This is a genomic window from Thermohalobaculum sp. (assembly GCF_058622915.1).
Genome location: NZ_JBZSYN010000150.1, coordinates 1 through 14046, shown reverse-complemented (window position 1 = coordinate 14046; position 14046 = coordinate 1). Strand labels below are relative to the sequence as shown.

Below are 14046 nucleotides of genomic sequence, written 5' to 3'. Positions count from 1 at the left end.
GGCGATGTTGTTGATCAGCTCCATGATCAGCACGGTCTTGCCCACGCCGGCGCCGCCGAACAGGCCGATCTTGCCGCCCTTGGCGTAAGGCGCCAGCAGGTCCACGACCTTGATGCCGGTCTCGAGCATCTCGGACTCGGTGGACTGGTCGACGAACTCGGGCGCGGGCTGGTGGATCGGCCGGGTCTCCTCGACCTTGATCTCGCCGCGCTCGTCGACCGGCTCGCCGATGACGTTGATGATGCGCCCCAGCGTCGGCCCGCCCACCGGCACCGCGATCGGCGCGCCGGTGTCCTTCACCTCCTGGCCGCGCACCAGTCCGCCGGTGCCGTCCATGGCGATGCAGCGCACCGTGTTCTCGCCGAGATGCTGCGCCACCTCGAGCACCAGGCGCGAGCCGTGGTTGTCGGTCTCGAGCGCGTTTAGGATGGCGGGCAGGTGCTCGTCGAACTGCACGTCGACGACCGCGCCGATCACCTGGGTTACCTTGCCAAAGGGCTGCTTGGCCATTGTTGTCTCCTTGCGTCTCTCAAAGCGCCTCGGCGCCCGAAATGATCTCGATCAGTTCCTTGGTGATCGTCGCCTGGCGGGTGCGGTTGTACTCGATGGTCAGCCGCTCGATCATCTCGCCGGCATTGCGGGTGGCGTTGTCCATCGCGGTCATGCGCGCGCCCTGCTCGGAAGCGGCGTTTTCGAGCAGCGCGCGGAACACCTGCACGGCGAGGTTGCGCGGCAGGAGCTCGGCGAGGATCTCGTCCTCGTCGGGCTCATACTCGTAGTTGGTGCGCTCGCCCCTGTCCTCGGCCTCCTCGCCGACGGCGGCGGGGATCAGGCGCCGCTCGGTCGGCTCCTGCGTCAGCACGGTCTTGAAGGTGTTGAAGAAGATGTGCGCGACGTCGAACTCGCTCTCGTCGAAGCGCTTCAGGATGTCATCGGCGGTCTTCTGCGCGTGCTGGAAGCCGATCCGGCGCGCCTCGGACAGGTCGATATGGCCCACCATGTGCTGGCCCCACTCGCGGCGGAGCTGCTCGCGCCCCTTGCGGCCGACCGTGAGGATCTTGACGGTCTTGCCTTCCTGGGTCAGGGCCAGCGCCTTTTGCTTGGCCAGCCGCACGATCGATGAGTTGAAGGCGCCGCACAACCCGCGCTCGGCGGTGGCGACCACGAGAAGATGCGTCGCGTCCGCGCCGGTGCCGACAAGGAGCGGCGGCGCCATCGGGCTGTCCTTGGCCGAACGCGCGAGGTTCGAGAGCACCTCCTCCATGCGCTCGGCATAGGGACGGGCGCTCTCGGCGGCCTCCTGGGTGCGCCGCAGCTTGGCCGCGGCCACCATCTTCATGGCGCTCGTGATCTTGCGCGTGGAGCGGACCGAGTTGATCCTGGTGCGCAGGTCCTTGAGGCTGGGCATGCCTCCGTGCTCCTCTCAGTGTCCGGCTCGGCCGCTTCAGGCGAGGGTCTTCTTCACGCTCTCGATCACCGCGCGGATCTTGTCGGCGAGCTCCCCCTCGACCTTGCGGTCGTTCTTGGAGATGTCGTCGAGCAGGTCCTGCTGGTTGTTGCGCAGCTCGTTCAGGAGCGCCGCCTCGAACTTGCCGATGTCGGCCACCTTCATGTCGTCGAGATAGCCCTGCGTGCCAGCGAAGATGACGCAGACCTGCTCCGCGTTGGTCAGGGGCGAGTACTGCGGCTGCTTGAGCAGCTCGGTCAGGCGCTCGCCGCGGTTCAGCAGGCGCTGGGTGGCGGCGTCGAGATCCGAGCCGAACTGGGCGAAGGCGGCCATCTCGCGGTACTGGGCGAGCTCGAGCTTGATGCGCCCGGCGACCGACTTCATCGCCTTGGTCTGCGCCGAGGAGCCGACGCGGCTGACGCTGAGGCCGACATTCACCGCCGGGCGGATGCCCTGGTAGAACAGATCCGCCTCGAGGAAAATCTGCCCGTCGGTAATCGAGATCACGTTGGTCGGGATGTAGGCCGAAACATCGCCCGCCTGGGTCTCGATGATCGGCAGCGCCGTAAGCGAGCCCGAGCCTTGGTCCTCGTTCAGCTTCGCAGCGCGCTCCAACAGCCGCGAGTGCAGGTAGAACACGTCGCCCGGATAGGCCTCGCGGCCCGGCGGGCGGCGCAGCAGCAGCGACATCTGGCGATAGGCCACGGCCTGCTTGGACAGATCGTCGTAGACGATCACCGCGTGCATGCCGTTGTCGCGGAAATACTCGGCCATGGCGCAGGCGGAATAGGGCGCGAGATACTGCAGCGGCGCCGGCTCGGAGGCGGTGGCCGAGACGACGATGGAGTAGTCCATCGCGCCCTCCTCCTCGAGCTTGGCCACCAGCCGCGCCACCGTCGAGCGCTTCTGCCCGACCGCGACGTAGACGCAGTAGAGCTTGAGCGATTCGTCGTCGCCGGCGACTGCGTTGTAGGTCTTCTGGTTCAACACCGCGTCCATCGCCACCGCGGTCTTTCCGGTCTGGCGGTCGCCGATGATCAGCTCGCGCTGGCCGCGGCCGATCGGGATCAGCGCGTCGATCGCCTTCAGTCCGGTGGCCATCGGCTCGTGCACCGAGCGGCGCGGGATGATCCCGGGCGCCTTGACGTCAGCGACGCGGCGCTCCTCGGCCTTGAGCTCGCCCTTGCCGTCGATCGGGTTGCCCAGCGCGTCCACGACGCGGCCCAGGAGCCCCTTGCCCACGGGCACGTCCACGATGGCGCCGGTGCGCTTGACGGTGTCGCCCTCCTTGATCTCGCGGTCGTCGCCGAAGATTACGATGCCGACATTGTCGATCTCGAGGTTCAGCGCCATGCCGCGGATGCCGTTGGGGAACTCGACCATCTCGCCGGCCTGGCAGGCGTCGAGCCCGTAGACGCGGGCAATACCGTCACCGACCGAGAGCACGCGGCCGATCTCGGCGACCTCGATCTCCTCGCCGAAGTTCTTGATCTGCTCCTTGAGGATCGCAGAGATCTCCGATGCCTGGATTGCCATTTACCCGACCTCTTTCATTGCATTCTGAAGGGCTGCGAGCCGCGAGCGGATCGAGCTGTCGACCATCTTCGAGCCCACCCTGACGACAAGACCGCCGATGATGCCCTCATCGACGGTCACGCTCAGCTTCACCTCGCGGCCGATCGCCTCCTTGAGCGTCTTGGCCAGCGCGTCGCGCTGGGCATCGCTCATCTTGCGCGCGGCGGTGACATCGGCCGTGACCTCTCCGCGGTGCTCGGCCATCAGGCGCGAGAAGACCCCGATGACGTCGCCGAGCATGAACAGCCGGCGCTTGGCGGCCAAAAGCCCGACGGTCTTCCGCACCAGGTCCGTGAGCCCCATCTTGCCGGTGACCGCGTCCATCGCGCGCACCTGCTCGGCGCGGTCGTAGAGCGGCGAGGTGCACAGCGAGCGCAGATCCTCGCTGGCCTCGAGCGCCTCGCCCAGCGCCTGCATGTCGCGCTCGGCCGCGTCGAGCGCCCCGCCGTCCTGCGCCAGTTCGAACAGAGCATTGGCGTAGCGGCCTGCGGGGCCCGACTCGTGCATGGAGGAATTGCTCACTTTCCCTTCCCGTCGCCTTCCCGAACTGGCCCGGTCCAGTGGCCGGGCTTCGATTTTCCAAGGGCCGTCCCTACCCCGGCGGGGAGCCCCCCGGCGTCGCGCCGCTTCGCTAGCATACGACCCGTGCGCTTGCAACACTGTCGGACCGCCCGAGCGACCTTGTCGGGGCGCCACAGCCGCGGACACTGGCGCACCCGCAGCGGCGCAGGGGCCGGGTGGCACGCGCCGGGCCTGTCGTTGCCAGGTCGGGCCGGCTCGCCGTCGTTGCGGCGGCTCCGGCCGGCCAGGCGATCTGCCTAAGGCCGCCGGGGACCCGGCGTTTCGGCGGCCGCCGCGCGCAGCCTGCGCGCGCGGCACACCACGATAATATATCGAAATCGGTGAACCCATTCTGCGCACGGAATTCACGGTCAACAGCTCGTGGCGGAACCGGCAGGTCTTCACAGAAAGCTCTGCGGGTCGATGTCGACCACCACGCGGACGGCGGCGGGCAGCTTCACCGCGTGCCGCCACTCGGCCAGCGCGGCCTGCAGCGCCACGCCCTTCGGCGCCTTGACGAGCAGGCGCACGCGCACCCGCCCGCGCAGGCGCGCGATCGGGGCGGGGGCCGGGCCGAACAGCTCGGCCCCCGCCCGATGAAGGACGCGCCCGGCACGGCCGAGCGCGTTGGCGACCTCCCACACACGCGCCTCGTCGGCGCCCGAGACCACGACCCCCGCCATGCGGCCATAGGGTGGCGCGCCCGCGGCAGCCCGCGCCGCCGCCTCGGCGCGCCAGAACGCCTCCTCGTCGCCCGAGAGGATGGCGCGCATCACCGGGTGGTCGGGGCTGACGGTCTGGATCATCGCGGTGCCGGGGCGCTCGGCGCGCCCGGCGCGTCCGGCCACCTGGCGCAAGAGCTGGAAGGTGCGCTCGGCCGCGCGCAGATCGCCGCCGTGCAGCCCCATGTCGGCATCGACCACGCCGACCAGCGTGAGCAGCGGAAAGTTGTGGCCCTTGGCCACCATCTGGGTGCCGATCACGATGTCGGCCTCGCCGGCCGCGATGGCCGCCAGCCGCGCCCGCACGTCCTCGGGGCCCGTGGCGAGGTCGGAGGAGAGCGCTTCGATGCGCGCGTCCGGGAAAAGCGACCGGGCCTCCTCGGCCAGCCGCTCGACGCCCGGGCCGCAGGAGGCCAGACGATCCTCCCGGCCGCAATTCGGACAGCTTGCGGGCAGAGGCTCGGTGTGCCCGCACTGGTGGCACATCAGCCGGGCGCGGAAGCGGTGCGTCACCAGCCAGGCGTCGCAGTGGGGGCAGCCGAAATGATGCCCGCAGGCGCGGCACAGCGTAAGCGGCGCGTAGCCGCGGCGGTTGAGGAAGAACATCGCCTGCTCGCCCCGCTCGATGCGCGCCCGCGCCGCGCCGACCAGCGGCTCGGAGAGCCAGCGGTCGCGGCCCGGCGCCTCGGCGCGCAAATCCACCAGCCGGATCTTCGGCATCAGCGCCGCGCCGAAGCGCTCGGGCAGGTCGATGCGGCGATACTTGCCCGATTCGGCGTTGACCCAGCTCTCGAGCGACGGGGTGGCCGAGGCGAGCACGGCCAGGGCATCCTCGATCGAGGCGCGCAGCACGGCCATGTCGCGGGCGTTGTAGAGCACCACCTCCTCCTGCTTGAACGATGCGTCGTGCTCTTCGTCGACGACGATCAGGCCAAGCTCGCGAAAGGGTAGGAACAGCGCCGAGCGCGCGCCCACGACGAGCTGCGCCGCGCCCTCGGCCACGGCGCGCCAGCAGCGCCGGCGCTCGGCGCCGGGCACCCCGTGGTGCCACTCGGCCGGGCGGGCGCCGAAGCGGGCCTCGACGCGGGTCAGGAAGCCCGGGCTGAGCGCCACCTCGGGCAGCAGCACCAGAGCCTGGCGGCCCCGCGCGATGCACTCGGCAACCGCCTCGAGATAGACCTCCGTCTTGCCCGAGCCGGTCACGCCCTTGAGCAGCGTCGCCGCGAAGCGCCCCGCCGCCACGTCGGCGCGCAGCGCCTGCGCCGCCCCGGCCTGGGCTTCGGACAGATGCTTGCCCGGCGCCTGCCCCCATAGCGGCGGATAGGGAACCTCGCCCGGCACCTCGCGGGCGACGAGCGCCCCCGCTTCGGCCAGACCGCGGACCACCGAGGGCGCCACCCCGGCCAGGCGCGCCAGCTCGGCGGCCGGGAAGCCCAGGCCGCCATGCGCCTCGAGCACGGCGATGACCCGCACCCGCGCCGCCGTCATGCGCTCGGGGCGCGCCGCGCCCAGCGTCCAGTGCGTGGCGCTGCGCGGCGCAGCGCCCAGGTCGGGCACCCGGGTGGCCAGCCGCAGCATCATGCCGGGCGGCGTCATGGTGTACTCGGCCGCGCGGGCGAGGAAGCGGCGCATCGGCGCGGGCATCGGCGGCACCGGCAGTCGCGCCGCCACCGGCTTGAGCCGGGCCGCGGGGAGCGCAGCGTCGCCCGGCCCCCAGACCACGCCCACGGCAGGCCGCGCGCCGAGCGGGACCGAGACGAAATCGCCCGGGCGCAGCGCCATGCCCTGAGGCACCGCGTAGTCGAGCGGCCCCTCGAAGGGCATCGGCAGCAGCACGCCGACCCGCGCGCCGGCTTCGAATCGCGGCCCGCTCATTTGCCGTCGGCCCGCGCAATCCGGGGTTGGAGCCCCCAAGCCGATGCTTTAGATTGCGCCGCGAGCGAGCCTCCACAACCGCCCCGACGCGCAAGGACCCGACCGATGAAATTCTTCGTAGACACCGCGGATGTCGCTGAGATCCGCGAGCTCGCCGCCACGGGCCTCCTGGACGGCGTGACCACCAACCCCTCGCTGATCATGAAGGCGGGCGGCGACTTCCGCGAGATCACCCGGCAGATCTGCGAGATCGTCGAGGGCCCGGTCTCCGCCGAGGTCACCGCGCTCGAGGCCGAGGCAATGGTCGAGGAGGGCCGCCACCTGGCCGAGATCGCGCCCAACATCGTGGTCAAGGTGCCGCTGACCTGGGAGGGGCTCAAGGCCTGCCGGCGGCTCACCGGCGAGGGCCACAAGGTCAACGTGACGCTGTGCTTCTCGGCCAGCCAGGCGCTGCTCGCGGCCAAGGCGGGCGCAACATATGTCTCGCCCTTCATCGGGCGGCTGGACGACATCGGGCTCGACGGCATGGAGCTGATCGCGGACATTCGCCAGATCTTCGACAACTACGACTTCGAGACCGAGATTCTCGCCGCCTCGATCCGCACGGTGAACCACGTCGCGGCCGCCGCCAAGATCGGCGCCGACGTGGCCACGGTGCCGCCCGGCGTGCTGCGCAAGCTGGTCGAGCACCCGCTGACCGACAAGGGCCTCGAGGCGTTTCTGGCAGACTGGGCCAAGACCGGCCAGAGGATTCTGGCCGAGCGGGACGAGGCCGTGGCGGCGGCGCATCGATGACCACCGGCGAGACCGGGACCGCGCCCCAGGCCGCCCTCGGCCTCGACGCCGAGGAGCGCGAGCTGATCCGCTCGCTGATCCTCGCCGACCCGGAGATCGTGCTCTCCGACGACATGGTCATGCGCGCGCTGATCGGGCCCGGCGCCGGCTCGGCGCGCAATATCGTGGATTTGCGCGACCGGCTGGTGGAGCGGCTGGAGGGGCGGCTGAAGCAACTCGTCAGCACCAACCGCTCGGTGATCGCGGCGGCCTACGAGAACGTGGCCGGCACGCGCCAGCTGCACCGCGCCGTGCTGGCGCTGGTGGACGCGCCGGCGCTGGGCGAGTTCCTGCGCCGGCTCACCCTCGACGTGCCGGCGATGGTGGGCGTCGAGGACGGGCGGATCTGCCTCGAGGCCGAGGTGGAGGACATCGTCGAGGGCTACGAGCTGGTGGGCAATCTCGACGGGCGGGTGCTGCTGGTGCCCGAGGGCACGGTCAACGAGTATTTCGCCATCGACGGCGACCCGGGCGCGGGGCCGGTGGCGCTCAGGCCCTGTGGCAGCGAGGCCGAGCTGATCTTCGGGCCGGGCACGCAGGCGCGCTCGGAGGCGCTGATCCTACTCGACCTCGGCGCCACGGCCGGGCTGGTGGCCTTCGGCGCCACCGACCCGGACCGCTTCGCCCCGGACCAGGGCACCGAGCTTCTCAGCTTCTTCGGCGGCGTGGTCGAGCGGCTTTTGACCCGCCACCTCGACGCCGCCGGCGTCGCCTGATGGCCGAGGCCTCGGCGGGGGCGGCGGAGCTCTTGGCGCGCTGGCTCGGCCAGCTCTCGGCGGTCGGCCGGCGCAGCCCCAGGACGGTCGAGGCCTACCGGCACGACGTGGCGCGCTATCTGGGCTTCATGGCCGGGCACCGCGGCGAGCCGATGGGGCGCGCCGCGCTGGGCGAGGTGACGCTGAGCGAGCTGCGCGCCTGGATGGCGGCCGAGCGCGCCCGCGGCCTGTCGGCCCGCTCGCTCGGCCGCGCGCTGTCGGCGGTGCGGGCGTTCTATGGCTGGCTCGAGGCCGCCGAGGGGATCGACTGCGCCGCGCTGCATGTCCTGCGCAGCCCCAAGCGCCCGGCGCGCCTGCCGCGGCCGGTGCCGGAGGAAGGCGCGCGCGCGCTGCTCGAGACCGTGAGCGCCGATGCCGCGCCCTGGATCGCGGCGCGCGACCAGGCGGCGCTGACGCTGATCTGGGGCTCGGGGCTGCGCATCTCCGAGGCGCTGGGGCTGCGCCAGCGCGACGCGCCGCTGGGCGAAGTGATCCGGGTCATCGGCAAGGGCGGCAAGGAGCGCGAGGTGCCGGTGCTGCCGGCCGCGCGCGACGCGATCGAGCGCTATCGCGGCCTCTGCCCCTACGCCCCCTCGCCGAACGACGCGCTGTTCATCGGAGCCCGCGGCGGGGCGCTCGGGCCGCGGCCGATCCAGAAGGCGATGGCCACAGCGCGCATGGCGCTGGGCCTGCCCGCCTCGGCCACGCCGCACGCGCTCAGACACTCCTTTGCCACGCAGCTGCTCGCCGCCGGCGGCGACCTGCGCGCGGTGCAGGAGCTTCTGGGCCATGCCTCGCTGGCCACGACGCAGGTCTATACCGGGGTCGACGAGACCCGCCTGATGGAGGTCTACCGGCGCGCCCACCCCCGTGGCGGCGGCGCGGCGCGCTGAGGCCGGGCGCGGACGCCGCCGCGCTCAGACGTGGATGGCGCCGAGCCCGCAGGCGAGCGCCGCCTCGCGCATCGCCTCGGAATAGGTCGGATGGGCGTGGCAGGTCAGCGCCAGGTCCTCGGCCGCGGCGCCGAACTCCATGGCGACGCAGACCTCGTGGATCAGGTCGCCGGCCGAGGGGCCGATGACGTGGCAGCCGAGGATGCGGTCGCTCTCCTTGTCGGCAATCAGCTTGACGAAGCCCTCGGCCGCCAGGTTGGCCTTGGCGCGGCCGTTGGCCATGAAGGGAAACTTGCCGACCTTGTAGGCGACGCCCGCCTGCTTGAGCTCCTCCTCGGTCTTGCCCACCGCGGCGACCTCGGGCGAGGTGTAGATCACCGAGGGGATCACGCCGTAGTTCACGTGGCCGTGGCCGCCGGCGATCTCGTCGGCGACAGCCATGCCCTCGTCCTCGGCCTTGTGGGCCAGCATCGGGCCGGAGACCACGTCGCCGATCGCCCAGATGCCCTCGACACTGGTACGCAGCCGGTCGTCGGTCTTGACCCGGCCCTTGTTGTCGGTCTCGACGCCCGCCTCCTCGAGGCCGAGCCCCTCAGTGTAGGGGCGCCGCCCGGTCGCGACCAGCACCACGTCGGCGTCGAGCGTGTGGGCGGAGTCGTCCTTCCTGAGCTTGTAGCTGACCTTGAGCTTCGACTTGAGCTTCTCGACCCCCTCGACGGCGGCGCCGAGCACGAACTCCAGCCCTTGCTTCTTGAGGATGCGCTGCAGGTTCTTCTGCACCTCGGCGTCCTGGCCCGGCGTGACCTGGTCGAGATACTCGATGAAGGTCACCTCCGCGCCCAGCCGGCTCCAGACCGAGCCGAGCTCGAGCCCGATGATGCCGGCGCCGATCACCACCATCTTCTTCGGGGTCTTGTCGAGCGAGAGCGCGCCGGTGGAGGTGACCACGCGCTTCTCGTCGATTTCGACGCCCGGCAGGCTGGCGGGCTCCGAGCCCGAGGCGATGACCACGTTCCTGGTCTTCAGCGTCTCGTCGCCGACCTTGACCTCGGTGGCCGAGACGATCCTGCCCCAGCCCTTCACGTAGGTGACCTTGTTCTTCTTGAACAGGAACTCCACCCCTTGCGTGTTCGACTTGATCGCCTGGTCCTTGTAGTCGAGCATCTTGGAGACGTCGGCCTTCACCCCGTTCGCCGACAGCCCCATCTTGGGGAAGTTCTCCCGTGCCTCGCGCAGCTGCTCGGAGGCGTGCAGCAGCGCCTTCGAGGGGATGCAGCCGACATTGAGGCAGGTGCCGCCCAGGCTGCCGCGGCCCTCGACGCAGGCGACCTTGAGGCCGCGCTGGGCGCACCGGATGGCGCACACATAGCCGCCCGGTCCGCCGCCGATCACCACCACGTCATACTCGTCGGCCATCTGTTGTCCTCCCATTCCGGTGCCTCGCGCCCCCTAAGTAGAGCAGTTTCGGCGCCGAGGAAACGCCATGGCCGCGCCACAGCGTCGGCGACGGTCCCCGTCCCCGGCGCGGCCTGATTCGAGTGTCCAAATTTGGACGCACAGTCAATCCATTGATTCCAAAAGGATTCCTATTTGGGCGCAAAACATGGTTAACGCTCGCGCCGCTCCACCGCCAGAAGTCTCCCCTGCACCGCGGCGTTGGAGAGGAACTGCAGGTCCTCGAGCGAGGGCGAGACGATGGCGTGCAACTCGGTGAGCGTGTAACCCATCGCGCCCATCATGTCGGCCTTCTCGCGGATGATGCGCTGGTAGAGCGCCTCGAGCGCGGCCAGGCGCCCCTGCGCGTCGTCGCCGGTGGCGAGGTCGCGCTCGGCCAGCGCCATCACGTCGCGGAAGACCTCATGGATCGCGCCGATCACCGCCGGCGCCCCGGCAAAGGCGACGTGGCCGCCCGACTCCGCCGCCCCACCATAGGCGAGGCCGGCGATCAGCGGGTCGGACAGGCCAAGGTCGGCGACGAAGTCCTCCGAGCGCGCGTAGCTTTCGTTGAAGCGCGCGCTCATCAGCGAGGCCGCGACCCAGTCGAAGGCGGCGAGGTGCTTGAGCGCAATCGGATCGAGCCGGCCGGCGAACAGGTCCGGCCCGCCGCTACGCTTCAGCGCCACCAGTTCCTCGAAACGATAGAAGCGCACGATGAGGTGCATCAGACGGGCGAAATGCATCGCCGGCCAGTGGCCGTCGATGCCGAGCCACAGGATGCCGCCGGCCGCCATCGGCCCGCTCCCTAGCCTGCTCCCTCGACGCGCCCGGTCACAGGTCCATCAACAGCCGGCGCGGGTCCTCGAGCGACTCCTTCACGCGCACCAGGAAGGTCACCGCCTCCTTGCCGTCGACGATGCGGTGGTCGTAGCTGAGCGCCAGGTACATCATCGGCCGCGCCAAGATCTGGCCGCCCACGACCACCGGGCGCTCCTGGATCTTGTGCATGCCGAGGATGCCCGACTGCGGCGGGTTCAGGATCGGCGCCGACATCAGCGAGCCGTAGATGCCGCCGTTCGAGATGGTGAAGGTGCCGCCCTGCATGTCCTCCATGCCGAGCTTGCCGTCGCGCGCCCGCACCCCGAGGTCGTTGATCGCCTTCTCGATCTCGGCGAACGACAGCCGGTCGGCATCGCGCACCACCGGCACCACCAGGCCCTGCGGCGTGCCGACGGCCACGCCGATGTGGTAATAGTCCTTGTAGACGATCTCGGCCCCGTCGATCTCGGCGTTGACGGCCGGCAGCTCGTGCAGCGCATGCACGCAGGCCTTCACGAAGAAGGACATGAAGCCCAGCTTCACGCCGTGCTTCTTCTCGAACAGCTCCTTGAACTCGGCGCGCGTGGCCATCACCGCGCTCATGTCCACCTCGTTGAAGGTGGTCAGGATCGCCGCGGTGTTCTGCGCCTCCTTGAGGCGCCTGGCGATGGTCTGGCGCAGCCGCGTCATGCGCACGCGCTGCTCGCGCCCGCCATCCGCCTCGGGCGCGCGGGGCGCGGGCGCCTCGGCCTTCTCGTCCCTCTTCTCGCCCCCTTCGGGCGCCTCCTTCTTCGCGGCCGGGGCCTCGTCGCGGCGCTTGAGCGCCTGCTGCACGTCCTCCTTCATGATGCGCCCGCCGCGGCCCGAGCCCTCGACCTCGTCGGCGCCGATGCCGGCCTCGGCCATCAGCTTCTGCGCCGAGGGGGCGACGTCGGCGTCACCCGTCTTCGCGGGCTTCGCCGCGGCCTCGTCCTTGGCCTCGCCGTCGCCCTTGGCCTGGCCGTCGCCCTTGGCCACGGCCTTCTCCTTTTTGGGCTCTTCCGCGCGCTCGGCGGGCTTCGCCTTGGCCTTGGCGCCGCCCGCGCCCTCCTCGATGGTGGCGATCAGGGCGCCGACCTCCACGGTCTCGCCCTCGCCGGCGACGTGATCGCCCATGACGCCGGCGCCGGGCGCGGGCACCTCGACCGAGACCTTGTCGGTCTCGAGCTCGCACAGCGCCTCGTCGGCGGCGACCTGGTCGCCCGGCTGCTTGAACCAGCTCGCCACCGTTGCCTCGGTGATCGACTCGCCCAGCGTGGGCACCCTGACTTCGATGGTCATGCTTGGGTCCTCTCCCCTCGGATCACAGCGTCAATGCCGCCTCGACCAGCGCTTCCTGCTCGGCCTTGTGCCGCGAGGCCATGCCGGTGGCCGGCGAGGCCGAGGCGGACCGGCCGGCATAGGTGGGCCGCTTCGCCTTGGCGTCGATGCGCCCGAGCACCCACTCGATGTTCGGCTCGACGAAGAACCAGCCGCCCTGGTTCTTCGGCTCCTCCTGGCACCAGACGACGTCGGCGTTTTTGAAGCGCGACAGCTCGCGGGTCAGGCTGAGCGCCGGGAACGGGTAGAACTGCTCGAGCCGCATCAGGTAGATGTCCGTGATCCCGGCGGCGTCGCGCGCCTCCTCGAGGTCATAGTAGACCTTGCCCGAGCACATCACCACGCGCGAGATCTTCTCGTCCTTGACCAGCTTGGTCTTGGTCAGGCCCATCTCGGCGTCGTCCCACAGGACGCGGTGGAAGCTCGAGTCCTCGGCCATCTCGGTGAGCTTCGACACGCAGCGCTTGTGGCGCAACAGCGATTTGGGCGTCATCAGGATCAGCGGCTTCCTGAAGCTGCGGTGCAGCTGGCGCCTGAGGATGTGAAAGTAGTTCGCCGGCGTGGTGCAGTTGGCCACGATCCAGTTGTCCTCGGCCGAGAGCTGGAGGAAGCGCTCGAGCCGGGCCGAGGAGTGCTCGGGGCCCTGCCCCTCGAAGCCGTGCGGCAACAGCATCACCAGCCCCGACATGCGCAGCCACTTTCGCTCGCCCGAAGAGACGAACTGGTCGATCATGATCTGGGCGCCGTTGGCGAAGTCGCCGAACTGGCCCTCCCACAGCACCAGGGCGTTGGGCTCGGCGAGCGAGAAGCCGTATTCGAAGCCGAGCACGGCGTATTCCGACAGCATGGAGTCGATCGCCTCGAAGCGCGGCTGGTCCTCGCGGATGTTGTCGAGCGGCAGGTAGCGCTGCTCGGTCTCCTGGTCGATCACGGCGGCGTGGCGCTGGCTGAAGGTGCCGCGCGCCGAGTCCTGGCCGGCCAGCCGCACGCGGTAGCCTTCGTCCAAGAGCGTGCCGAAGGCGAGCGCCTCGGCGGTCGCCCAGTCCAGCCCCTCGCCGGTCTCGATCATCTTGTGGCGCTCGTCGAAGATGCGCTTGATGGTGCGGTGGGCGTTGAAGTCATCGGGCAGCGTGGTGATGCGGTCGCCGATCGTCTTCAGCCGTTGCATCGCCACCGCCGTCTGGCCGCGCTGGTACTCGCCGCGCCCGGTCTCGAGCCCGGACCAGCGGCCGTCGAGCCAGTCGGCCTTGTTCGGCCGGTAGTTGCTGGCCGCGTCGAGATCGTCGGACAGCTTCTTCTGGAACGCCTCGCGGGCCTCGCCGACCTCGTCGGCGCCGATCAGCCCCTCCTCGATCAGCCGCTTGGAGTAGATCTCGAGCGTCGAGGGGTGCTTCTTGATCGCCTTGTACATCAGTGGCTGGGTGAAGCTGGGCTCGTCCGCCTCGTTGTGGCCGTAGCGGCGGTAGCAGAACATGTCGATGACCACGTCGTGCTGGAACTTCTGGCGGAACTCGGTGGCCACCTTGGCGGCGTGCACCACGGCCTCCGGGTCGTCGCCGTTCACGTGGAAGATCGGGCAGTCCACCATCTTGGCGATGTCGGTGGGATAGGGCGAGGAGCGCGAGTGGTGCGGCGCCGTGGTGAAGCCGATCTGGTTGTTCACGATGATGTGGATGGTGCCGCCGGTCTTGTGGCCCCTGAGCCCCGAGAGCCCGAAGCACTCGGCCACCACGCCCTGGCCGGCGAAGGCCGCGTCGCCGTGGATCAGC

Annotated in this window: 12 protein-coding genes; 3 read left to right on the top strand and 9 right to left on the bottom strand. The window is 70.3% G+C overall.

Annotated features, from left to right (window positions below; all coding sequences use genetic code 11):
- The 5 genes from AC32QD_RS11700 to AC32QD_RS11680 form a co-directional block, all read right to left on the bottom strand.
- Positions 1-510: F0F1 ATP synthase subunit beta (locus AC32QD_RS11700; protein WP_492010682.1), on the bottom strand; the 510-nt coding region annotated here is incomplete at its 3' end.
- Positions 511-529: 19 nt separating this feature from the next.
- Complete coding sequence (locus AC32QD_RS11695; RefSeq protein WP_492010681.1) at positions 530-1408, bottom strand: F0F1 ATP synthase subunit gamma; 879 nt, start codon at positions 1406-1408, stop codon at positions 530-532.
- 36 nt (positions 1409-1444) lie between these two features.
- Positions 1445-2983, bottom strand: coding sequence for a F0F1 ATP synthase subunit alpha (gene atpA, locus AC32QD_RS11690; protein ID WP_492010680.1), 1539 nt, complete (start codon positions 2981-2983; stop codon positions 1445-1447).
- A complete protein-coding gene (locus AC32QD_RS11685; protein ID WP_492010679.1) occupies positions 2984-3544 on the bottom strand; it encodes a F0F1 ATP synthase subunit delta in 561 nt (186 codons plus the stop codon). It abuts the gene before it with no gap.
- Positions 3545-3984: 440 nt separating this feature from the next.
- On the bottom strand, positions 3985-6180 hold the full coding sequence (locus AC32QD_RS11680; protein WP_492010678.1) for a primosomal protein N': 2196 nt from the start codon (positions 6178-6180) through the stop codon (positions 3985-3987).
- Between the two features lie 105 nt (positions 6181-6285).
- Between AC32QD_RS11680 and fsa the strand changes: the two genes are divergently transcribed.
- The 3 genes from fsa to AC32QD_RS11665 are packed head-to-tail and all read left to right on the top strand — an operon-like array spanning position 6286 to position 8662.
- Entirely contained in the window at positions 6286-6975 is a 690-nt protein-coding gene (gene fsa / locus AC32QD_RS11675) for a fructose-6-phosphate aldolase (protein ID WP_492010677.1), read from the top strand.
- Positions 6972-7730, top strand: a complete 759-nt coding sequence (locus AC32QD_RS11670) for a DUF484 family protein (protein ID WP_492010676.1) — start codon at positions 6972-6974, stop codon at positions 7728-7730. Before fsa ends, AC32QD_RS11670 begins: the two co-directional genes overlap by 4 nt.
- Positions 7730-8662 carry a tyrosine recombinase XerC gene (locus AC32QD_RS11665; protein WP_492010675.1) on the top strand — a complete coding sequence of 311 codons (933 nt, stop codon included), beginning with the start codon at positions 7730-7732 and terminating at the stop codon, positions 8660-8662. Before AC32QD_RS11670 ends, AC32QD_RS11665 begins: the two co-directional genes overlap by 1 nt.
- Positions 8663-8686: 24 nt before the next feature.
- On the opposite strand, the gene lpdA is transcribed toward AC32QD_RS11665, so the two are convergent.
- From lpdA to AC32QD_RS11645, 4 genes are all read right to left on the bottom strand, one after another.
- The gene (gene lpdA / locus AC32QD_RS11660; RefSeq protein WP_492010674.1) at positions 8687-10078 is read right to left on the bottom strand and encodes a dihydrolipoyl dehydrogenase; all 1392 of its coding nucleotides are present in this window, start codon (positions 10076-10078) and stop codon (positions 8687-8689) included.
- Positions 10079-10269: 191 nt separating this feature from the next.
- Complete coding sequence (locus AC32QD_RS11655) at positions 10270-10893, bottom strand: hypothetical protein (protein ID WP_492010673.1); 624 nt, start codon at positions 10891-10893, stop codon at positions 10270-10272.
- Positions 10894-10930: 37 nt separating this feature from the next.
- Positions 10931-12238 carry a 2-oxoglutarate dehydrogenase complex dihydrolipoyllysine-residue succinyltransferase gene (gene odhB, locus AC32QD_RS11650; RefSeq protein ID WP_492010672.1) on the bottom strand — a complete coding sequence of 436 codons (1308 nt, stop codon included), beginning with the start codon at positions 12236-12238 and terminating at the stop codon, positions 10931-10933.
- A 22-nt stretch (positions 12239-12260) separates the two neighbouring features.
- Positions 12261-14046 (bottom strand): 2-oxoglutarate dehydrogenase E1 component (locus AC32QD_RS11645; RefSeq protein ID WP_492010671.1); only part of this gene is annotated, 1786 nt, incomplete at its 5' end.

Coding starts and splice junctions, on each gene's coding strand:
- lpdA (WP_492010674.1), bottom strand. CDS start 10,078: ATGGCCGACGAGTATGACGTGGTGGTGATCGGCGGCGGACCGGGCGGC.
- AC32QD_RS11680 (WP_492010678.1), bottom strand. CDS start 6,180: ATGAGCGGGCCGCGATTCGAAGCCGGCGCGCGGGTCGGCGTGCTGCTG.
- fsa (WP_492010677.1), top strand. CDS start 6,286: ATGAAATTCTTCGTAGACACCGCGGATGTCGCTGAGATCCGCGAGCTC.
- AC32QD_RS11670 (WP_492010676.1), top strand. CDS start 6,972: ATGACCACCGGCGAGACCGGGACCGCGCCCCAGGCCGCCCTCGGCCTC.
- odhB (WP_492010672.1), bottom strand. CDS start 12,238: ATGACCATCGAAGTCAGGGTGCCCACGCTGGGCGAGTCGATCACCGAG.
- AC32QD_RS11695 (WP_492010681.1), bottom strand. CDS start 1,408: ATGCCCAGCCTCAAGGACCTGCGCACCAGGATCAACTCGGTCCGCTCC.
- AC32QD_RS11655 (WP_492010673.1), bottom strand. CDS start 10,893: ATGGCGGCCGGCGGCATCCTGTGGCTCGGCATCGACGGCCACTGGCCG.
- atpA (WP_492010680.1), bottom strand. CDS start 2,983: ATGGCAATCCAGGCATCGGAGATCTCTGCGATCCTCAAGGAGCAGATC.
- AC32QD_RS11665 (WP_492010675.1), top strand. CDS start 7,730: ATGGCCGAGGCCTCGGCGGGGGCGGCGGAGCTCTTGGCGCGCTGGCTC.